The sequence below is a fragment of the Pauljensenia hongkongensis genome (assembly GCF_001746855.1).
Classification (GTDB): Bacteria; Actinomycetota; Actinomycetes; order Actinomycetales; family Actinomycetaceae; genus Pauljensenia; species Pauljensenia hongkongensis.
On sequence record NZ_CP017298.1, the window covers coordinates 1569990 to 1591569 of the forward strand.

The following is a 21580-nucleotide window of genomic DNA, read 5'->3' on the forward strand; positions in this document are numbered from 1 at the left end:
GACGAAGAGGGCGGCGCAGCCGGTGCGGGCGAGGACGCGCGCCCACCCGGCCCCCGAGGAGTGGCCGTCGGGCGCCCCCGGATGAGGCGCCTTCCGCCGCGTCGAGGACCTCCACCTGGCCGAGGGGGGCGGTGGCGATCAGTTCGTCGCGGTGGCGGTCCATCCACGCGGCCATGCCCTCCAGGCACTGGACCTGCTGGTCCGGCAGGGAGCCGTCGGCGCGGGGCCCGACGTTGAGCAGCAGGCGCCCGCCCCGGGAGACCACGTCGATGAGGTGGCGCAGTGCGGCGGCGGCGCTGAGGTACTGGTCGGGGCCCTCGGCGCGGTTGTACCCGAAGGACAGGCCCACGCCCCGGCAGTTCTCCCACACGGCGCCCCCCTCCGCCTCGCCCATGTGCTGGTACTCGGAGGTGAGGAAGTCGGCGTAGACCCCGCCGTAGCGGTCGTTGGTGACACCCTCGGGGCGCGTGGCGTAGAAGTGCTCCAGCAGGCGGCCCAGCCCGTGCTCGCCGAAATCCTTGCCCTCGTCGGGCCAGTCGATGTCGTTCCACAGGACGTCGGGGCGGTAGCGGTCGATGAGGTCGCGGGCGTGCTCGTAGCAGTAGCGCGCGTAGTCGGCGTCCTTGGGGCGGCACACGTCCTTGCAGTCCTCCTCGGAGAGGATGGGCGGGTGGGGCCGGTAGTGCCAGTCGAGGCCCCCGGAGTAGTACAGGCCCACTCGCAGGCCCGCGCCGCGCACGGCGTCGGCGAATCCGGCGACGAGGTCGCGCCTCGGGCCCCGCCGGACGGTGTTGCGGCTGCCGGTCCCGGGGGCGTCCCACAGGGTGACGCCGTCGTGGTGCTTGGTGGTGAGCACCGCGTAGTGCCCCCCTGCGCGTTTGAACAGGTCCGCCCACGAGGCGGGGTCGAAGGCGCTGGGGTCCCACATGTCGAGGAACGCCTCGTAGTCGAGGGACCCGTAGAGGCTGCGGTGGCGCTCGGCGGCGGGCGAGCCGGGGATGCGGATGGTGTTGTAGTACCACTCGGCGTAGGAGTTGTGGGTGAACCAGGCCCTCCAGTCGTCCTCGGCGCCGAGCTCCCCGTGGTCCTCGGCCCACGCGGGCACCGAGTAGGGGCCCCAGTGGACGAAGAACCCCAGGGGGGCGTCGCGGTACCACTGCGGGGTGGGGCGGCGCAGGTCCTCCCAGGTCCGGGCGCGCGCGGCGGGGGCGGGTCGCGGGTCCATGTCAGCGGCCCCCGAACGCGCCCAGTGCGACGCCTTTTTCCAGCTGTTTCTGCAAGAAGACGACGATGATGATCGAGGGGATCGTCGTCATGGCGACGGCGGCCATCATGGGCCCCCAGTCGGTCCCCCGCTCGCCGGAGAACATCTGCAGGCCCAGGGGGATGGTCGCCATATTGCGGTCGTTGATGGCGATGAGCGGCCACAGGAAGGTCGACCAGTAGTCGATGAAGGCGAAGACGCCGACCACCAGGATCGGGGCTTTGAGCAGCGGCAGCAGGATGCGGGTGAGGATCTGGAAGTCCCCGCACCCGTCGATGCGCGCGGCCTCCTCGAACTCGTGGGGCAGGCTCATGAGGAACTGGCGGATCAGGAAGGCGCCGAACGCCCCGAAGGCGAAGGGCACGATGAGCGCGAAGTAGGAGTTGATCAGGCCCATGCGCTGCATCCCGATGTACAGGGGGATGACAAGGACCTCCTGGGGCAGCACGAGCGTGCCCAGGAAGAGCAGGAAGAGATGGTCCCGGAACTTGAACTTCAGGCGCGCGAAGGCGTAGGCGGACAGGACGGACACGGTCATGACCAGCAGTGATCCCACCAGGGACACGATGAAGGAGTTGAGGATGACGCGCCCGAAGGGGATGGTGGTGAGGGCCGAGGAGTAGTTCGACCAGGCGACTTCGCTGCCCACGGGCGAGATGCCCGAGGTGAAGACCTCGGTGGTGGGTTTGAGCGAGGTCGCGATCATCCACCCAAAGGGGAAGAGGAAGGCGACAGCGATGACGGTCATGGCCACCGCGGACGCGGCCCGGCCGATCCTGCGGGACAGCGGCTTGCGGTTGGCGGAGGGAGTCTCAGGCATCGTAGTTCACCCATTTCTTCTGCTGGCTGAATTGGAGGGCGGTGAGGACCATGACGATGACGAAGAGGATCCACGCCATCGCCGAGGCGTACCCGAGCTTGTCGAAGGAGAAGCCGTTGCGGTACAGGGCGAGCACGATGGTGTTGGTGGCCTCGCCGGGGCCGCCCTTGGTGAGCATGTAGGGCTGGGCGAAGACTTTGAAGGCGCCGATGACGGTCATGATGGTGCAGAAGAACACGGTCGGGGAGATCATCGGGAAGACGACTTTGAAGAAGCGCTGCCACCCGGTGGTGCCGTCGATCTTGGCGGCCTCGAGCACGGAGGTGTTGAGGCCGTTGAGCCCGGCGGTGAGGACGACGATGTTGTAGCCCAGGCCCTGCCACAGGCTCATCATGAGCAGGGAGCCCATGGCGAGCACCGGGTGGTTGAGCCACGGGACCGGGCCGAGGCCGGCTTTGCCGAGGGCGGAGTTGACGACCCCCTGGTCGTCGAGCAGCAGCCTCCAGATGAGGGCGTTGCCCGCCATGGGCGTGACGACGGGGATGAAGAAGATGACGCGCAGCAGGCGCGACCAGAAGTCGGACAGGTGCTGGAGCCAGTAGGACAGCCCGAGCGAGATCACCAGGTTGAGGATGGTGTAGCTGATGGCGAAGACGACGGTGTTGCGCAGGATCGTCCAGAAGGCGGGGTCCTCGCCGCTGAGCATGCGTTGGTAGTTGCCGGCTCCCACGAATTTCGCCTGGCCGAACAGGGACCAGTCGAAGAGGGAGATGACCAGGGAGGCGACCAGGGGGATGAGGATGAACAGCAGGAAGCCGCTCATCCCCGGGGCGAGGTAGGCGAGCGCGCGGAGCCCGTCGCCCCGTTTGCGCGCGCGCTTGGGGGGTGCCTGAGTAGCGGCAGCGGTACTCATTGTTGTCCTTACGGGTGGGGTACGAGGCGGGGGCCGTGGGGATCAGGGCCCCCGCCTCGTCGGTCGTGTGGTGTCAGCCGGCGGTCTTGGCGAGGTCGCCCAGGATGTCGGCCGCTGTGCGCGTTCCGCGGAATCCTTCGGGCGAGTACTGCTCGAAGGAGGTGTTGATCTGGTTCCACGTGTTGGTGGTCACCAGGGGCGTGCCGTTGTCCAGGAGGGTCTTGACGGCGGCGACGTTGCCCTCGGGCTTGTTGGCCGCCCACTTGTCCAGGGCGGACTCGACGGAGGGGACGGTCCCCTGCTTCTCGGCGACCGCGCCGATGACCTCGGGGGTGACCAGCTGCTTGAGGACGTTGAAGGCGGCCTTCTTGTCGGGGCAGCTCTTGGAGATGCCGAAGCCGGAGCCCTGGATGACGGCGCGGGGCTGGCCGGTGGGCGTGGGCAGGACCGCGACGCCGAGGTCCTCGCCGAGGGCCTTCTCGAAGGTGCCGTACATCCAGGGGCCGTCGACGATCATGGCGGCGGTGCCGTTCTGGAAGGCGCCCTGTGAGGGCCCGTCGGCGTCGGCGGCGTTGGGGGCGGCGGCGACGCCCTCCTTGGCGACCAGGTCGAAGGCGAATTGCATGCCGTCGACGAACTTCTGCTCGGTGATGGTGACCTGTCCGTCGCGCGAGACGTCGCCGCCGAAGGCGATGGCGAAGTCGCCGGCCGCGTTGGCCATCAGGGAGGCCTTGACGGCCAGGCCGTACTTGCCGTCACCGGTGAGGGCCTTGGCGTCGCTGAGGAACTGCTCGGTGGTGTAGGCGGTGGTGGGCTCGTCCAGGCCGGCCGCTTTGAAGGACGCCTTGTTGTAGAAGAGGACGTCGGGTTCGGCGTCGTAGGGCAGGGCCAGGACGTGGCCGTCGACGGTCATGCCCTGCATCATGGCGGCGTTGTAGTCGCCGGCCTGGATGCCGGCCTCCTTCATGTACTCGTCGAGGGGCTCGAGGATGCCGGAGAGCTCCTGGGCGCGGGCGGCCTGGGTGGTGAGGATGCAGGGCGCGTCGGAGGCGACCATGCGGGTCTTCACCTTGGTCCAGTAGTCGTTGAAGGAGGGGCCGTCGAAGGTGAGGGTGAAGTTGGGGTCCTTCTCCTTGGCGGCATCGACGAACGCCTGCCACTGGGCGCGGTCGTTCTCGGTGGAGACCCACGTGTACATCTGGGTGGTTTGGGCGCCGCCCGAGCCGGACTGGGCGGTTCCCGAGGAGCAGGCGGTGATGGCGAGGGGCGCCAGCAGCGCGACAGCGGCCAGTGCGGCCACTCGGGCGGGGCGGGGGGTGTGGGGACGCATTGTGGTTCCTCTCGGTGGGGGAACGCAGCGGGTTCGGCACCGGTGGCATCGTGGTGCTCCGGCGCCTGGTCGGCCGCGATTCGTCGTTGAACGTGACTGTTGGAAGGTAGCACGTGTTACCAGGTCATGACAATAGAATATTCAGACTTTGGCGGTGGACGTCCTCCCATCCGTCGTGGACGCATTCTCCGTTGGGATTCCAACGGTTCGCGCCTTCGCCGATCGGCGCCGGAACGATAGTTCCCGAACATACCGACTCGAACAGCATCGTTAACGCTACCAAAGTATGGCGCAGATCATACCGCAAGTCCAGCGGGGCCGGTCGGCAACGGGACTCGACGGCAGTGGGACCCAGCGGCAGCGGGACTCTACGGCAGCGGGGCCGGGGCGGTCATGGCGGCGGCGCGGCGGCGCCCGCATCGAACACCGTGCGCTCCCAAAGGGAGATCATCGCCTCATTGTCGACAGCCTCGACGATGTCGACCGGGACTCCATCGGGGCACTCGACGAGCTTCCCGTCATCGCGCACATCGACCCGGTGCTGGCTGGAGTCCACCAACTCCGGATGCGCGAGGGCGACCAGGGCGACCAGGTCATGCACCCACATCCCATCGACTGGGCGCGTCGCCTCCGAGTAGGACAACCAGGGACTGACCCACGCGTCGAAGGCGGAGGCCGTGGCGACAGCCATCGGCCCCTTCTCCGCCGCGCGCCGGATGATCGCCCGCCAGCGGTCACGAGTCAGGCACGTCGTGCGGGTCGTGTCCAGGGGAACGATCGTGACGGGGATTCCGAAGCGGACGACGACCCGGGCGGCGCGCGGGTCGACCGCGAAATTCGTGTCCACCATCGTGCCGAAAGCCAGCGCCCCTCCCATGACGACGATGCGGTCGACGCGCCCCGGCGCCGCGCCCCACCCAGTCAGCACACGTGCGATATTGGTCAGGGGGCCGATCCCCACGAGCGTGGTCTGCTCCGGACAGCGCAAGTCGTCGACGAGGTCGCCCAGACGGGCAGGCGGGACCTCCCCGGCCGCGTCCCCGTCCGCCTCCTCCCGGACGGAGGCCCGCTCCGGTCGCCGCCCCCACGCGGCGAGCCCGGCTGGGGACGAGGCGGACTCGCGCCTTTGCCGGAGCCAGCGCTGGGGATCGCCCGATGCCGGCTGGAACGGGCCGCAGCGCAGCACCGGCGACGAGGATGGGCCCCCGCCCGCCCCACTGCCCCCAGCCCCGACGACACGGATCACCTCGGACGCGCAGCGGTAACCCAGATCGGGCGGCGTGTTACCGAATACCGTCCACACGGCCCCCACGTCGACCAGGGGCGATCGGAGGGCGTAGGCCAGTGCGAGGGCGTCATCGACGTTCGCCCCCGGGACGCCGTTACCGGGATCGCAGTCGAGGATGATTCTACGGGGCGCCATCTTCAATCCGTTCCGATACGTCTCCGCATCCGCAACTGGCCCGGGCGACCACGTACGGGGCGATGGCGGCGCCCCCGGCGTCCCCCTCGCCGTTCAAAGCGCGTGCGATGCGGTCGGCAACGGCGGGGGCGGGCATTTCCACCATCGACAGCGACGGGGAGGCGTACTCAGCGAGGGGCGTGCCGTTGATGCCGATGACGGCGACGTCTTCCGGGACTCTCACGCCGCGCAGGTGAAGGCCGTTGAGCAACCCGATCGCCTGCATCTCGTTGGAGGCGACGACTGCGTCCGCCCCCAGTTCCAGCACGTGATCGACGCTGGCCCGGCCGCCTTCACGGGTGAAGGGGACGTGGATGGGCGCGGAGGAGGGCAAGTCGGCGCGGCGGAGCGCCTTCTCCCACCCACGGACCCGTTCGCGCGCATTACGGCGACCGTTCGGACCCGCGACGATGGCGATCGTCCTGCGCCCGTGGTCGACGAGGTGCTCGGTGGCGAGGCGCCCCTCGAGGCGCTCGTCGGCGCTCACCGACCATATCCCCGGTCGACCGGAGAGGCCGACGGCGCGGGAACCGTTCTGCGGTGGACCGGTCGGCTGATTGAGCAGGACCGCAGGAACGTGCGACTCCTCCAGCAGGTCGAGGGGGAGCGGCTGGTTCACCCCGTACCAAACCAGGCCCGCGATCTGCTGGCGCAGGAACGCCTCGAGGATCAGAGTCTCCCTGTCGGGGTCGTCGTGGGAGTCGCCGACCAGGAGCACTTTCCCGCGCGCGAAGAACTCGTGCTCGAGGGCTTGGGCGAGTGCCGCGAGGTAAGGGTTCGCCAAGTCGGGGACTAGAAGCGCGTAAAGGTCCGTGCGCCCATGGGAAAGGGATTTGGCGAGGGCGTTGGGCCGGTACCCGAGTTCCCCGATCGCCCGGAGAACGCGCTGCCGCGTCTCCTCGCGCACGCGCCTGGGGCCGCCGTTGACAACGTAGCTGACCACGGCCGTGGAAGTCCCAGCCAGCCGGGCGACGTCGTCACGGGTGGGTTTTCTGCTCATCGTGGTCCCAGTCTAGGTCCGTCGCGTCCAAGGGCGCAGGCGCTCGGCGGTCAAATCGCGTCCTCCATCAGGGCGAGGTCGCGCCCCCTCGTCTCCGGGGCGACGAAGGTCGTGGCGAAGCCGATGAGAGCCGTGGCGGCGAAATACGCCGCCAGGGGGATCCACGAGTCGAAGGCCGCGAGCAGAGCGGATGCGACCATGGGCGCTGTTCCACCGGAGAGAATCGATCCGAGTTCTTTCGCGACGGCCATGCGCGAGTAGCGGTGCTGCACTCCGAACAGTTCCACTCCGTACGCGGCTTGGACGCCGAAAATGCCGAGGGATCCCAATCCCATGCCGACGACGATGACCGTTCCCACCACCCAAGGATCACGAGTCTGGAGCAAGGCGAACGCGGGGAACGCGTACGCGACCAGAAGGGCGCAGAACACCCGGTAGGTGATACGGCGCCCGAACCTGTCGGAGAGCCAGCCCGACAAGGGGATGATCGCGAACCCCAGCACCGACGCGACCATCACCGCAGTGGTGGGGACCGACTTCGACATCTGAAGGGCTTTGACGACGTACCCGACAAGGAACGACTGCGCGATGTACGAGGGGCCGTTCTCCCCGATCCTCAGGCCGAGCATGACGAAGAACGCCTTCCAGCCGCCCTTCTTCGCGTCGAGACCGCTCCGGCCGACCGCCTCCTGCTCTTCGGCCTTCTTCTGCTGGAACGCGCGGAACACGGGGCTCTCCTGCATAGAGCGCCGCAGGAAGATGGCGAAGAGCGCGATGAGCACCGAGACCAGGAAGGGGATCCGCCAGCCCCACACCACGAGGTCGTCCTTGGGGATCATCAGCACCAGGAGCCACACACTCGATGCCAGCAGCGTTCCAGTGTTCGAACCGACGCCGATGAGAGAGGACACCACTCCGCGGTGCTTGACCGGCGAGAACTCCGCGAGCATGACGGCTCCGCCCGACAGTTCCGCGCCCGCTCCGAATCCTTGGCAGAGGCGGAGGAACACTAGCAACGCGGGCGCCACCCAGCCGACTTGGTGGTACGTGGGAAGCAAACCGAGGGCGGTGGTCGAAACGCCCATGAGCCCTACCGTGATCACCATGATGGTCTTGCGTCCGTGCCGGTCGCCGACATGGCCGAGGACGATGGCGCCGAGCGGTCGGGCCAGGAAGCCCACTGCGTAGGTCGCGAAGGACGACAGCAGGGAGATGATCGGGGTTTGCTCGGGGAAGAACACGTCTCCGAAGACCAGGCCGGCCGCCAGCCCGTAGAGCGCGAAATCGACGTACTCCATCGTGGTGCCGAGCCAGACCGAGACGATGTTGATCCAGAAGCTCCGCCGCCCCTCCGGTGTGCGAAAGCTCAGGTCCGAGGCCTGCAGGTCCTCGTTCTGCGTTGTCATGTGCTGCCTCCTCGCAGTGCTCCGATGACGGACAGCGATAATTCTACGCGGGTAGATTCTTGTGCCGCAAGGATTCGGCGCATCATCTTCAGCCGTGTTCAACGAAACGGCACCGCCATGGACAGCATCCAGGAACTTCTCGTTCGGGCAGAATTCGAAGTTCCTGGATATCCGGCGGCCCCCGCCCCGCAGGAACCGCGTCACGCACCCCTCGCGCTCGCGCCCGCAGACCCCACGGACCACGAGGCCAACGCCCCTATGAAGAAGAGCAACGCCGCGATGGCGACCGAGACTACAACGCCCATCGTGGCCCCGGCAATGGCGTAGACCGCTCCCATGGCCGCAGTGCCGCACACTGTTCCCAGTTGCCGGGCTGTGTTGATGACTCCACTGGCCATCCCTTTTCGGCGTTCTGCGACGCTGCCGATGGCCTCCGCCGAGACCGGGGGCATGGCGAACGCCATTCCGAAACTCGCCAGGAAGCTCAGCGGGGCGAGGGCGGCCTGCGACCCGGTGAGGGGGAACAGGGCGATCCCGAGGAACCCGATCCCGCCCGCGGTCAAACCGACGGCGGTCGCCCGCCGCCCGCCCCAGGCGGCGGCCGCCCTGCCGCCGAGTGGCGCGGCTATCAGCGCCGAGCAGGTCTGTGGGAATATCACCAGTCCGGCATGGGCGCTGGAGTACCCGAGGCCCTGCTGCAGGTACATCGACAGCACGAACAGCTCTCCGAACAATGCGAAGTTCAGGATCCATCCGATCGCGCAATTCGTTGCGAAAGCTGGAACACGGAACAGAGCCGTCTCCAGGAACGCCTTCGCGCTCCGGCTCTCGTACCGAAGGAAAGCCCACCAGCTAGCGGCGGCCGCCGCGCACCCCGCGCTCCCCAGGATCCGTGTGGAGCTGCTGCCGAGTTCGATCACGGAGAACGAAGTCAAACCAATAGCGAGAATGGACAGCACTTGACCCGCCCCATCGGATGGTGCTGCTCTCCTCCGACTGCGGCCAGCACGGCGCGAACCGCTGCCAGTGAGGACCAAGCGGATCAGGACGCAGATGGGGACATTGACCCAGAAGACGCACCGCCATCCCAACGTTGAAACCAGGCAACCGCCGAGGACGGGCCCCATTGCCGCAGCGAGACCACCGGCAGAACCCCACCAACCCAGCGCAACGGAACGCTCCTCAGGAGTCCGGCAACCGTCGGCCGCCAGGACCATGCTGGTCGGGATCAGGGACGCTCCGGCCACCCCCTGCGCGAATCGAGACGCCAGAAGAACCCATAGCTCTGGACTGAGCGCGCATCCCAAGGACGCGATGGCGAACAGCAGGAGGCTGGCCTCGTACACTCGCCGTGTCCCGAACCTGTCGGCCATGCCGCCTGCACCGAGCAGTAGGGCGGCCAGGGCGATGGCGTACGCGTTAACGACCCATTGCAGTCCTTGGAAGGACACGTGGAGCCCAGCACCGATAGAGGGCAGGGCGACATTGACGATCGTGGTGTCCAGCATGACCACGAAGAATCCCGCTGAAGCCCCTACCAGGGACCTGCGCGCTCGGCGCTCATCGGGGCCCGTTCGCGGATCCATCATGGTGCGACCTCGCCGAGCGGGGCAGGACCGCGGTTCGCGTTCATCCAGTGGAGTCGGCTCGCACAGCCGATGGGCAGCGTTCCAGCCACGGTGTTCACTCCTTGTCCGTGAAGAGCTTGCGGATGGTGGAAGGGTAGGACCGCGACGGTTCGACGGGCGCCGAACTGTGGAACGATTAGAACCGTTCAGGAGAGGAGCGGGAGTGTGACGTTCAGAACCCTTCCAGTGGCGATGCCTGATATTTCAAAGATCAGCAGCGCTTTCGCAGATCGCACCAGAGCAGCGGTGTGCGGCGCCCTAATGGACGGAACCGCCTGGACCCCCACCGAGCTGGCGGGGTTCTGCTCGGTGTCCAAATCGACGATGAGCGAGCATCTGGCTGTGCTCAAGGCCGTGGGCGTCGTCGGGGAAGTCAGGCAAGGGCGCCACCGCTACGTCCGCCTCGCAGGACCGGAGGTGGCGTCCGTCATCGAGAGCCTTGCCTCTATCGCCGGCGCCAACTTCCCAAGTCCGAAGAACTACAACGCCCATCGGGCGAACACGGAGTTCGCAGCGGGCAGAACGTGCTACAACCATCTTGCCGGCGAGCTCGGTGTCCGGCTCCTCCAGGAACTCAGTGCGCACGGTTACATCTCAGCGCACCTCCAGGTGACTGAGGACGGCGACGAGCTGCTCCGCTCATGGGGGATCCCACATCCAGAACGCCTTGAGGGCAAACCCTGCCTGGACACGACCCACCGCGTGTTCCACCTGGCGGGCGGGCTGGGGTCCACGATCTGCACTCGACTGCTCGCGCTGTCGTGGATTGAGCGAACCCACTCCAACCGGTGTGCGCGCCTCGTCCCAGAAGGACGGGCAGCCCTCGGGGCCGCAGGACTCTCCCTGCCCTGACCGTGTCGGCCCCGTCCCGCACGTCCGTCACCCCATCCACCCACCCCCGCCTTTCCGCGCCACACCAATCAGCGGTCGCGTCCCGACTTCCATTAACTTCTAATTTTGTCTAAATTAGAAGTTGCAAGATGTTCAGGAGGCCCCGATGAAGACACCCGCACCACCGCCGATGCGCCTCGCTGAACTGCGCGACGCGGTTCTCAAGGCCCTGCTGTCCGGCGGCGCGCCACCGGACGCACGGACGTTGAACGTCTTACTGGGCGGAGTCGAAGACCGCGAATACCACCCATGGGAATGGTTCACCCACCACGAACCACCCGAGCCCCTCACGCGGGAACAGTGGTGGTGCGCCGTCCGCCAGGACCGGGCCCGCACCGCCCGCCCCACCCCCTTCACCATGGTCGACGGCACGCGATTCTCCTTCAACCTGCCCGATCCCCTGCTGCGGCTCATCGACGACATCTCCTCCCAGGCGACGGGCCAGCTCGAGCTGCCCGATCCGGTCGTGAACCCGGCGACGCGGGACCGGTACCTGGTGAACTCCCTGTACGAGGAGGCGATCACTTCCTGCCAGCTGGAGGGGGCCTCAACCACCCGGCGGGACGCCAAGCGCATGCTCCGGGAGAAACGGCGCCCACGGGACCGCTCCGAGCAGATGATCCTGAACAACTGCATGGCCCTTGAACGGGTGCGCGAGCTCAAGGACCAGGCGCTGACTCCCCAGATGGTCCTCGACATCCACGCCGTCGTCACCGAGGGGACCCTGGACGACCCCGCCGACGCGGGCAGGATCCAGCAGCCGGGCGAGGAGCGCATCCGGATCTACGGCGACGAGACGGACGACCACGTGCTCCACGTCCCCCCGCCCGCCGAGCAACTGCCGGAACGCCTGCGGCGCCTCTGCGATTTCGCCAATGGAGCGGGCGACTTCGCCGACCAGTACGTCCCCCCGCTGGTCCGGTCGATCATCGTGCACTTCATGATGGGGTACGACCACTACTTCGTGGACGGCAACGGCCGGACCGCGCGCGCCGTCTTCCAGTGGTCGATACTCCGCCAGGGCTTCTTCCTGGCCGAGTTCTTGTCGATCTCGCGCCTGCTGCGCCAGGCCCCCGCCCGTTACGCCCGCAGTTTCCTGCGCGTCGAACAGGACGAGGGGGACCTCACCCACTTCCTGCTGGCACAGTCGCGGGTGATCTCGCGCGCCATCACCGACCTGCACGAGTACCTCGCCAGGAAGTCGTCGGAGTTGGGGCGCGCGGCGGCCCTGTTGCGCGGGACGCACCTGAACAACCGGCAGATCGCCGTCGTCGAGTCGTTCCTGCGCGACCCCAGTGGTTCTGTTTCCGCAGTCGACCACCAGAGCACCCACCGCGTGTCAGCCCAGACCGCCCACAACGACCTGCGCGGCCTGGAGGAGGCGGGGTTCCTCGCCCGCACCAAGCGGGGCCGCCGCATCGTGTGGTTCCCGGCCCCCGACATGGCGGAACGGGTGCGCGACGCGCACTGACCCGCGGGGCCTTCGTCCGGTCCGCTTCCGACGCCTCCACCGCGCGCGCTGGCCCCGGTGGCCTCCTGCCACACACCGACCTAACATTTTACGCCCATCTCATTTAACATTTTACGCCGATGTTGATGGCGCTCGACGTGCCCTCCGCGTTCAAGGGCGCAGGGGCGCGCCGCACGGAGCGCGCCACCGCCTGACCCCGTGGTGATCGCTGTCCGCGGCTCGGCGGTCCGTTCAGTGGTCCAAAATGCGTCTGAGTCGCGGGCGGAAATCGGGCCTGTCGGGCGTGTGGTCCAAAAAGCGTCTGAGTCTGCCCGAATCCGCCCAGATCCGGTCAAAACCGTCTAACTCAGACGGATTTTGGATCATCCCGATGCGGAGCCGCCCAGACGCGGCGAAACCCAGACGCATTTTGGACCACTCTGCCCACTGCCACCATGCCCACGCGCGCGACCCCCGTATGCGCCACCCTCATCGCTCCACAAAGCGCGCCCAGCGCGTCCCCCGCGGAGCACACCCTTCGCAGGGCGAACCACCGCCCGGCGCCCACGCGCGTCGTCATCGTCACCCCACCCCCACCGGGCACAACGGCAACACCGAGTGGATGGGCGGCCTCCCGCCCGCGCCCCTCCCAGCAGGCGTGGCGGGAGATGCAGGTTCCCGAGTAAAGACACGCCCCAGTTGGCCCCCGGCGGCACCGGGAGCCCCGTACTATAGATAGGTACCTATCTACAGCCGAGGAGATGACGCCGACGATGCTGCCCGCCTACTCCTCCGCGCAAACCGTGGGCGGCCTGGTCAATCCGGGGACCGTTGAGGCGGCGGGGCTCCTGGCGGGCGGGATGTCTGTGCGCGCGGTCAACGACCGCCTGGTGGCCGACAACCTCACGCGCACTCAGTCCTCCCAGAACCGCAGGCGCCTGGCCACCACGACGACGCGCCACCTCTCGCACCTCGGTCCGGACGCGCTCGCGCATGTCGCCCAGGCGCGGCCCGGTTTCGAGTTGCTGCTGTGGTTGGCCATCGTCAGCGAGGCGCGCCTGTTCGCCGACTGCGCGCGCGACGCGGTGTGGGAGGCGCTGGTGCTGGCGGAGCGGCCGTTCCGCGTAGCGGATTTCGACGAGTTCTGGCGGCTCAAGGCCCTCACAGAGCCGAGCCTGGCGGCCCTGTCGGCAGCGAACCGTAAAAGGCAGCGCAGCGTGTTCCTGCGTTGTTTGCGGGAGGCGGGTTTCATCGACGGGGCGGGCGCCCCCCTGCCCCTGCTTGTCCCCCCGTCGGTGGCGAGGCTGGTGAACGGGGCGCCGGAGCCCTGGGGGTGGCCGCTGCGGGAGGCCTTCCCGGTTCCACAGGCGCAATTCGACGTGTTGGACGGCGAGGCATTGGAGCAGTACAGGATGAGGCGATCAGGATGAGGCGGACCTACGCGCGGTCATTGGACGACACCTTCGACATCGCCTACCAGGTGATGACCTCCGAGCGCTTCATCGAGATGGAGGGCCTGGGCAACGAGGTCCCGTATTTCGTGCTGCGCTACCGGCCCGAGTGGGAGCCGGGCGTGGACAAGGCGGTCCGCCGCCTCACGTCCCGGGTGCGCCAGCACTACCCGCTGACTGTGGTGGACGTGTTCGACCTGGCCCACCGCCTATGGAGGGAGTCGGGCTACTTGGAGACGATCATCGAGGCCGAGGGGAGCATGCCCGAACAGGATTTCCGCGACGGCCTGAAGGGTTTGATCGACCCGGAGGACCTCCTGGCACCGGCCATCGACCGCGAGATCGCGCGCGACGCGGATGCGCGCGCCGTTCTGGTGACGGGGGTCCACCACCTGTTCCCGCTCGTGAGGGCGCACAGGCTGCTCAACTGCCTGCAGCCCTTGGCCTCGCGCAGGCCGTTGGTGCTGGCTTTCCCCGGCAGTTACAACCAGTCGCCGGAGCGGGCGTCGTCGCTGGTGCTCTTCGACCGGGTGGGCGAGGACAACTATTACCGCGCTTTCGACCTTCTGGATCAGCGTTATGCTCTTGATGGCGCTGGCGGCGCGACCGAGAGGACCGGGGAGTAGCCAATGGACATGACGGGCATTTACGCCAAGGACATCAACCGCACGATCGACGGGGTGATCAAGGCGGACGAGTCCGCCCACATCCGCTCCGAGGTCGACGAGTACGTGATGACCTCGGAGATCCGCGCGGGCCTGGACCGGATCCTGGACGAGTGGAACGCCCCCCGGCCCCAGTCGAACGGCGTGTGGATCTCGGGGTTCTTCGGCTCGGGCAAGTCCCATATGCTGAAAATGATGTCGTACCTGCTGGGCGATGTCCGCGGCTCGGGGGAGATGACGCGCCAGCAGGTCGCGGAGGTTTTCACGCAGAAGGCCCGCGGCCATGAGATGCTGATCGCCGGGATCGGGCGCAGCCAGCAGATCCCGGCGCTGTCGATGCTGTTCAACATCGACGCGAAGGACGACAAGGCGACGTCGCGCCCCGAGGCGATGATCGAGGTCTTCTACCGCGCGTTCTTCGAGGCACGGGGCCTTTACACGGCGGATCTGGGCGTGGGGGCCCTCGAGCGGGACTTGGTGGACCGGGGCCTGTTCAACCAGTTCAAGGAGTGCTTCCGCGCGGTCGCGGGCGGGGAGTGGGAGGATCGCCGCGCGGGAACCGTGTTCGCCGAGGCGCCGACGGCGAGGGCGCTGGCCGGGGTCGGCATCGAGGTGGACAAGCCCATCGCGTCCTACCGGGCGTCGTTGAACCGTTCGGCGGAGGCCTTCGCCGACGAGGTCGCCCACTGGCTGGATTCCCGGGAGCCGGGCGCGCGGATCGGTTTCTTCATCGACGAGGTCGGCCAGTTCATCGGTCGCAACACCCACCTGATGCTGAACCTGCAGACCATCACCGAGCAGTTGTTCACGAAGTGCTCGGGACGGGCGTGGGTGTTCGTCACCTCGCAGGAGAAGCTCGATGACGTCATCGGCGGCCTCGGGGAGCAGCAGGGGAACGATTTCTCGAAGATCCAGGGGCGTTTCACCACGCAGATCAACTTGTCGACTCAGGAGGTCGAGCAGGTGATCGCGCGGCGCCTTCTGGCCAAGAGCGATGCGGGGCGCGCCGTGCTGGAGGGGCAGTGGTCGCGCTCCGGCGCGGGTTTCGCCTCGATGTTCACGTTCCCGGCGTGGCAGAAGGCGTATTCGAACTACGCGGACGAGGAGGCGTTCATCGCGAAGTACCCGTTCGTGGACTACCAGTTCGACATGTTCTCGCAGACGATGATCGGCATGTCCGAGTCGGGGCTGTTCACGGGTCGGCACTCGTCGGTGGGGGCGCGCTCACTGCTGGGGGTGTGCCAGCAGATCGCGCAGGACCTGCAGGAGCGCCCGATCGGGACCATCACGTCCTTCGACCAGTTCTACGACGGCATCGCCGCGATGCTGAAGTCGGATGTGAAGGAGAACCTGCACCGCGCGCAGGCGAACTCGCTGACCTCCGACCCCTTCACCATTTCCGTTCTGAAGGCCCTGCTGCTGGCTCGCTACGTGAAGGACTTCCCGTGCGCGCCGTCGAACCTGGTGGTGCTGCTGCGCCGCGACCTGGGGCAGGACGCGACCGCCCTGGAGGCCCGCGTCAAGCGGTCGTTGGACGCCCTGGTCGGCCAGTACTTCGTGCAGAAGCTCCCTGAGGGCACGTACACGTACATGACTGACGAGGAGAAGGAGGTCAAGCAGCAGATCGGCCGGATGTCCGTGTCGGAGGGCGAGGTGACGGGCCACCTGATGCGGTCGGTGCGCGCGGTCCTGGGCAATGCGGCCGCCTCGTACCGGCACCCGGACACGGACCTGGACCTGCGGATCACAACGATCATGGACTGCATGAGGCCCGCTTCCACGGAGTCCCTCGTCCTCAATTGCGTGACCCCGTTGTCGCAAGTCGACGCGGAGGCGGCGCGCATCCGCTCGACGGGCGGGCAGGACACGCTGACGGTGGTGCTGGCGTTGAGCGATGAGACCGTTGAAGAGGTCTACATGTACCTGCGGACCGAGAGGTATGTGCGCGGGGCCACTGGCTCCTCGGCGCCGAGCGGGCGCAAGCGGTTGATCCAGACCTACGGCGAGCAGAACAACGAGCGCGACGAGCGGATCAAGGCCGCGGTGAGGATGTCTTTCAAGGGCGCGCGGTTCTTCACCGACGGCTCCGAGGTGGAGGTCCCGGCCTCGATGCCGCCCGCCGAAGCGGTGAACAGGGGAATGGGCGTGGTGGTGGGGCGGGTCTACCACCGGATGGGGGACGCCCTGCCTTTGGCGAAGTTGAAGGAGGGCGATGTCGACCGGTTCTTGCGCGACGAGGACGAGGGACTGCTGCCCGAGGGGGGCCTGCAGGCGGCGAACCCTTTGGCGGACCAGTTCGCGCAGTGGGTGAAGCAGTCGCGCGACCTGGAGGGGCGCAGCGTTTTCGTGCAGGACGCCGTGGACCACTTCCGCGCCGCCCCCTTCGGGTGGGGGCAGAACGCGGTGCTCGCGATCGTGGCGACAGCGATCCGCCGCGGGCTTGTGGACGCCAAACTCAACGAGCGCCCATTGACGCGCACGGAGTTGTCGTCGGGGTTGCGCGTCTCCCAGGAGCGCTCCCGCATCCTCCTGGAGCCGAAGAGGCAGGTGGACCAGCGGGCGTTGGCGCGTTTCCGCGCTTTCGCGAAGGAGTTCGTCCTGTCCGACGGGCGCTTGGAAGACGACAACGCGCGGGCCGTCGCCGTTGACAACGCTGTGCAGGGGTGGCGCGCGGTCCTGGACCGGGCGCGTCGTACGCCGTTCGACTTCGGTGGAGAGATCGACGAGGCGGAGGCCACGTTGGAGGCGGTCGGCGCCGGGCCGCTGGGCGCGGAGGCGTACTTGGCGCCCGGTGTTCAGGCGGTCTTCGACGACGTGGTGGAGATCCGCTCCGATTTCCTGGAGCCGCTCCAGGAGTTCCTCACGCGCCACATGCCCGCCGTCGAGGACGCCGTGCGCGCGGCCGACTCCTTGGCCGCCTACGGGGACGGCGTGGGCGAGGACGGGCGGCGCGCCATTGAGGAACTGCGGGCCCTGGTCAGCGACGAGCACCTGTACAACCGCACGGACGAGGTGGCTCCTTTGCGGGAGCGGGTGGACCGGGCGCGCCGTGTTTTCGTCGAGGAGCGGCGCTCGGAGGCGCTGCGCGCGTTCGAGGGGGTGCGCGCTGAGGTCACCGCGTCCGACGAGTTCGGGCAGGCGGACCCGACTGCCCGCGAGGCGGCGCTGAGCCGGATCGACGCCGAGTGTGCCTCGATCAGGGGAATGACCGACCCGGGGGCGATCGTGATCGCCGCGCAGAAGGTGGATGCGCTGTCCGCGGAGTTGTTCGCCCGGCTGATCGCGTCGCACGAGCGGGTCGACGAGGCACCCGGCCACTCCGATGAGGCGCCCGGCGGGCGCGCGGCACCACCCCAGGTCGTCCAGCTCTCCGCACTCACCCGCGACCTGTGCCGCACGACGATACGCACTCCCGACGACGTGGACGCCTACGTCGAGGAACTGCGCTCCGCTTTGCACAGGGCTGTTTCGAACGGCAACATCATCCGACGCTGAGGAACGAGATGGACATCAATATCAACGCGCTCGAGTCGTTGGCGACGAAGTCGCGCGCGCGCCTGATCGGCCAGGCTACGGGGGCGATCCAGCGGCTGCTGGACGATCCTTTGACCGAGGCAGAGGACCGCAGGCGGATCGAGCGGGCGGTGGCCCACCACGGCGGCGTTGAGGGCGCGGCGCGGGAGGCGGCGTACTCGTGGTTCAACCGTTTGACGGCGCTGCGGTACATGGACGCCGTCGGCGTGTCGGGGACGCACATGGTGGTGACGCCCACCGGTGCCTCATCCGAGCCCGAGTGCCTGTCGCAGGCGCGGGTCGGCGCTTTCGATCCCCGCGTCGACCGCGCTCCCGCCAGTCCGGACGCGGACGGCCGCCCGGGCGTGGCGCAGCGGGTCGGGCGCCTGCTCTTCGAGAACCGGGACGTGGAGGCGTACGTGGTGCTGCTGAGCGCCTACTTCGACCTGTGGCACCCGCTGATACCGGATATGTTCCCCGCCGGGGACCATTGGACGAACCTGGTGCCGCCCAGCGACCTGCTGTCGGCATCGAGTGTGCGGGCGGACATCGTGGAGGGCATCGCCGTGGGCGAGTCGGGCGGCCCCGGCGTGGAGGTGATCGGCTGGCTCTACCAGTTCTACATCGCGGAGCGCAAGCAGCAGATCAACGACGCGAAGGTGAAGATCACCAGCAAGGAGCTGGCCCCGGTCACCCAGTTGTTCACGCCGCACTGGATCGTGCGGTACTTGGTGGAGAACACGGTGGGGGCGCAGTGGCTGCGCGCCCACCCGGGCTCGCCCCTGCGCGACCGCTTCGACTACCTGGTGGCCCCAGTGCCGGGCCAGGAGGACCAGGGAATGGGGATCGGGGACCCGAAGGACTTCCGCGTCATCGATCCAGCGTGCGGATCCGGGCACATGCTCACCTACGCTTTCGACGTCCTGTGGCAGATGTACGTGGAGGCGGGGTACCCGAAGCGGCGGATCGCAGCGGCCATTCTGGACAACAACCTGTTCGGCGCGGAGATCGACGCCCGGGCTGTCCAGTTGGCGTCCTTCGCCCTCATGATGAAGGCCGTGGAGCACGATCCGGGTTTCCTGGAGCGCAAACTGCGCGAGCAGGACCGCAAGGCCGCGGGACCGGGTGCTGGGCGGCCGCGCATCACCCACGTCCACTCGGTCGTCTTGGAGGACCTCTCCCCCACCGAGATCGCACAGGCAGTGCGCGGTGCCTTCGGGAGCGAGGATAGCGAGCGCGCGTCGGTGGGGCTGGAGGTCAACCGCGTCATCGAGGACCTGCGCAATGCCGACACCTTCGGCTCCCTCATCCGTGTGCCCGCTGGGACCGCCGAGATCTTCGAGGCCATCGCCCGCAGTATCGAGGAGGGTCGGCGCGACGTGCAACTCGGTTCCGCCGATACGCAGCAGTGGCGCGAGGCAGCGGGGATCTGCCGGGTCCTGGAGGACTCCCGCTACACGACGATGGTGGCGAACCCGCCGTACCTTGTCTCAAAGAAATTCGGCGACGGACTAAAGGAGTATGCCCGGCAGTCCTACCCCGATTCACGGCAAGACCTTGCGACGATGTTCATGCAACATGCCCTCACCTTCACAAGAAAACGTGCCTCGATCGGCACCCTCACACTCAATTCCTGGATGCTGACCAGCTCATTCGAACGATTCCGCATTCGTTTGCTCAAGAACGCTTCCATTCAGAGTATCGCAATGCTTGGGCGCGGCCTTGCTGGAATCCAATTAGACTTCTGCGCGACAGTGTTCTGGAATGCCTGCCCACGTTCAGATCGTACTATCAGGTTTATTACTGCTAGCGAACCAGCCACATCACCAAGCAATCCAATTCGCATTCAGCGCCTACAGGAAGCGGCACAGAATCCAAAGTCGTCTGACAATATTGAAGTCACATATTCTCGCATCACCAGAATGCCTCGATCCGCTTTTCTGCATTCGATCTCAGATCAGATTCTCGAGGGATTTAAAACTCCACTGGCGGAGGTTGCGCGGCCCAGGCAGGGACTCGCTACCGCCGATAACGAGCGTTTCCTCCGCCTGTGGTTCGAGGTCAGCTCGTCCCGCTCGTACCTGACGGCGACCAGCAGGGAGGACGCCGACGCCTCCGGCGCGCGGTGGTTCCCCCACAACAAGGGAGGATCCTTCCGTAAGTGGTGGGGCAACCAGGATTACCTCGTCAATTGGGAAGATGACGGACGAGAAATTCAAGAATATCGCGATCCATATACCGGAAAACAACGCTCACGTCCCCAAAACATAGACTTCTACTTCAAACCATGCGTCTCGTGGTCTAACGTTTCAAGTGGCACCCCATCCTTCCGTCTCTACAACGAGAATTTTATATTCAGTCATGTGGGACAGGCATTATTTTCTGATACAGAACACCACCCGGCCATAATGTCCTTTGCGAACTCCACCGTTGTGACCAAAATTCTAGAAGCTATTGCTCCCGGCACCCACTTCGAAGTCGGACAGATCAAGACTCTCCCGTGGATCGAACCTGAGAGTTTCGACCCGACACCCATTGAACGCTTGATTGAGATCTTCCGGGACGACTGGGACGCCCGCGAGACCTCGTGGGACTTCCAGCGCCCGCCCTATCTGGTGGGCGATTCATCCCTGCTGGAGGAGCTTTTCGCCGCCTGGTACGAGCGCAGCGTAAGCACCGCCCGGGAGGCCCAGCGCCTGGAGAGCGAGAACAACCGCTTCTGGGCCGGTGTGTACGGCCTGGAGGACGAGGTCGAGATCGACGTGCCCCTGTCCCGCGTGTCACTGACCTACAATCCACGATTCCCGCCCGCCCCCTCGAAAGGCGCGGAGCGCAGCGAGGAGGAGTACCGGTGGCTGCACTACCAGCGCAGCGCGACGGAACTGGTCTCCTGGTTGATCGGCGTCATCATGGGCCGCTACAGCCTCGACGCTCCCGGCTTAATCCTGGCGGACCAGGGGTCGACGCTCGACGATTTCCAGGCGCGGGTGCCCACCGCCTCGTTCATGCCCGACGCCGATGGGATCGTCCCGATCACCGACTCGCTCTTCCACGACAATGCGGACTTGCGCCTCACCGATGCGCTGAGCGCGCTACTGGGTGCGGACAGCCTCGGGCAGAACCTCGACTTCCTGGCGCGCTGCCTGGCCGTGAAGAAACCAACATCGAATGGCGCGGACTTCCAACCCCCCAGACCGGTGGTGGACTCCCGGGCAGCACTGCTCAAGTACATGAAGAGCGGTTTCCTCAAGGACCACGAGCAGGCCTACTCCAACCGCCCGGTCTATTGGATGTTCTCGTCGCCTAAAGGCAGTTTCAAGGCCCTCATGTACCTGCACCGCTACACTCCCGACACCGTGGGGCACGTGCTCACCGAGTACGCCTCCGAAGTCGTCGCGAAGCTGGCCGACCAGATCGAAGTCATCAACCGGCGCCTGCCGGACATGGGCGGCAGCGACCGGACCCGCGCACAGGGGAAACGGGAGAAGCTGAGGGCCCAGTTGCACGACGTGCAGGGGTACATCGACTCCACCCTTTACCCGCTCTCGCAGCGCCGCATCGTCCTGGACCTGGACGACGGCGTGCGCGTGAACCGCCTCAAACTGGCCTATGGGATGCGCGAGGACCTGGACGAGCTGGCCTCCCCAGCACTCCAGATGCCTGACGATTTGAAATGGATGACCGACCAGAAGCGCAAGGGCAACATCTGGTGGTCCACGCAGAATTAGCCTGATCATGGGAGACTAGAGGAAACGCGCTTGCGGGTACCGGGCCGCACACGCTTGGA

Annotated in this window: 14 protein-coding genes; 6 read left to right on the forward strand and 8 right to left on the reverse strand. The window is 66.9% G+C overall.

Features of this window, described 5'->3' with window-relative positions:
• The 8 genes from BH719_RS06460 to BH719_RS06495 form a co-directional block, all read right to left on the reverse strand.
• A partial coding sequence (locus tag BH719_RS06460) for an alpha-L-fucosidase (protein WP_009744008.1) occupies positions 1-1225 on the reverse strand: 1225 nt, incomplete at its 3' end.
• A gap of 1 nt (position 1226) precedes the next feature.
• Positions 1227-2084, reverse strand: a complete 858-nt coding sequence (locus BH719_RS06465) for a carbohydrate ABC transporter permease (protein ID WP_009744009.1) — start codon at positions 2082-2084, stop codon at positions 1227-1229.
• The gene (locus BH719_RS06470) at positions 2077-2997 is read right to left on the reverse strand and encodes a carbohydrate ABC transporter permease (protein ID WP_009744010.1); all 921 of its coding nucleotides are present in this window, start codon (positions 2995-2997) and stop codon (positions 2077-2079) included. The genes BH719_RS06465 and BH719_RS06470 overlap by 8 nt, the downstream gene beginning before the upstream one ends.
• A gap of 73 nt (positions 2998-3070) precedes the next feature.
• Entirely contained in the window at positions 3071-4327 is a 1257-nt protein-coding gene (locus BH719_RS06475) for an ABC transporter substrate-binding protein (protein WP_009744011.1), read from the reverse strand.
• A gap of 391 nt (positions 4328-4718) precedes the next feature.
• Entirely contained in the window at positions 4719-5750 is a 1032-nt protein-coding gene (locus BH719_RS06480) for a nucleoside hydrolase (RefSeq protein WP_009744013.1), read from the reverse strand.
• On the reverse strand, positions 5737-6789 hold the full coding sequence (locus BH719_RS06485) for a LacI family DNA-binding transcriptional regulator (protein WP_009744014.1): 1053 nt from the start codon (positions 6787-6789) through the stop codon (positions 5737-5739). The genes BH719_RS06480 and BH719_RS06485 overlap by 14 nt, the downstream gene beginning before the upstream one ends.
• A gap of 50 nt (positions 6790-6839) precedes the next feature.
• On the reverse strand, positions 6840-8195 hold the full coding sequence (locus BH719_RS06490) for an MFS transporter (RefSeq protein ID WP_009744015.1): 1356 nt from the start codon (positions 8193-8195) through the stop codon (positions 6840-6842).
• Positions 8196-8395: 200 nt separating this feature from the next.
• Positions 8396-9784, reverse strand: a complete 1389-nt coding sequence (locus tag BH719_RS06495; RefSeq protein WP_009744016.1) for an MFS transporter — start codon at positions 9782-9784, stop codon at positions 8396-8398.
• A 204-nt stretch (positions 9785-9988) separates the two neighbouring features.
• Here BH719_RS06495 and BH719_RS06500 point away from each other — a divergent pair, with 204 nt between their 5' ends.
• From BH719_RS06500 to pglX, 6 genes are all read left to right on the forward strand, one after another.
• Complete coding sequence (locus BH719_RS06500) at positions 9989-10675, forward strand: ArsR/SmtB family transcription factor (protein WP_009744017.1); 687 nt, start codon at positions 9989-9991, stop codon at positions 10673-10675.
• Positions 10676-10820: 145 nt separating this feature from the next.
• Positions 10821-12185, forward strand: a complete 1365-nt coding sequence (locus tag BH719_RS06505) for a Fic family protein (protein WP_034255340.1) — start codon at positions 10821-10823, stop codon at positions 12183-12185.
• A 740-nt stretch (positions 12186-12925) separates the two neighbouring features.
• The gene (locus BH719_RS06510; RefSeq protein ID WP_009744020.1) at positions 12926-13594 is read left to right on the forward strand and encodes a BrxA family protein; all 669 of its coding nucleotides are present in this window, start codon (positions 12926-12928) and stop codon (positions 13592-13594) included.
• The gene (locus BH719_RS06515) at positions 13591-14241 is read left to right on the forward strand and encodes a DUF1788 domain-containing protein (protein WP_009744021.1); all 651 of its coding nucleotides are present in this window, start codon (positions 13591-13593) and stop codon (positions 14239-14241) included. Before BH719_RS06510 ends, BH719_RS06515 begins: the two co-directional genes overlap by 4 nt.
• 9 nt (positions 14242-14250) lie before the next feature.
• On the forward strand, positions 14251-17775 hold the full coding sequence (gene brxC / locus BH719_RS06520) for a BREX system P-loop protein BrxC (RefSeq protein WP_173647185.1): 3525 nt from the start codon (positions 14251-14253) through the stop codon (positions 17773-17775).
• A gap of 8 nt (positions 17776-17783) precedes the next feature.
• Positions 17784-21521 carry a BREX-1 system adenine-specific DNA-methyltransferase PglX gene (gene pglX / locus BH719_RS06525; protein ID WP_009744023.1) on the forward strand — a complete coding sequence of 1246 codons (3738 nt, stop codon included), beginning with the start codon at positions 17784-17786 and terminating at the stop codon, positions 21519-21521.
• Positions 21522-21580: the final 59 nt, after the last annotated feature.

What these genes read in the sequence shown, in the direction of transcription:
- BH719_RS06465 (WP_009744009.1), bottom strand. Translation starts at nt 2,084, where the DNA reads ATGCCTGAGACTCCCTCCGCCAACCGCAAGCCGCTGTCCCGCAGGATC.
- BH719_RS06470 (WP_009744010.1), bottom strand. Translation starts at nt 2,997, where the DNA reads ATGAGTACCGCTGCCGCTACTCAGGCACCCCCCAAGCGCGCGCGCAAA.
- BH719_RS06475 (WP_009744011.1), bottom strand. Translation starts at nt 4,327, where the DNA reads ATGCGTCCCCACACCCCCCGCCCCGCCCGAGTGGCCGCACTGGCCGCT.
- BH719_RS06480 (WP_009744013.1), bottom strand. Translation starts at nt 5,750, where the DNA reads ATGGCGCCCCGTAGAATCATCCTCGACTGCGATCCCGGTAACGGCGTC.
- BH719_RS06485 (WP_009744014.1), bottom strand. Translation starts at nt 6,789, where the DNA reads ATGAGCAGAAAACCCACCCGTGACGACGTCGCCCGGCTGGCTGGGACT.
- BH719_RS06490 (WP_009744015.1), bottom strand. Translation starts at nt 8,195, where the DNA reads ATGACAACGCAGAACGAGGACCTGCAGGCCTCGGACCTGAGCTTTCGC.
- BH719_RS06495 (WP_009744016.1), bottom strand. Translation starts at nt 9,784, where the DNA reads ATGATGGATCCGCGAACGGGCCCCGATGAGCGCCGAGCGCGCAGGTCC.
- BH719_RS06505 (WP_034255340.1), top strand. Translation starts at nt 10,821, where the DNA reads ATGAAGACACCCGCACCACCGCCGATGCGCCTCGCTGAACTGCGCGAC.
- BH719_RS06510 (WP_009744020.1), top strand. Translation starts at nt 12,926, where the DNA reads ATGACGCCGACGATGCTGCCCGCCTACTCCTCCGCGCAAACCGTGGGC.
- BH719_RS06515 (WP_009744021.1), top strand. Translation starts at nt 13,591, where the DNA reads ATGAGGCGGACCTACGCGCGGTCATTGGACGACACCTTCGACATCGCC.
- brxC (WP_173647185.1), top strand. Translation starts at nt 14,251, where the DNA reads ATGACGGGCATTTACGCCAAGGACATCAACCGCACGATCGACGGGGTG.
- pglX (WP_009744023.1), top strand. Translation starts at nt 17,784, where the DNA reads ATGGACATCAATATCAACGCGCTCGAGTCGTTGGCGACGAAGTCGCGC.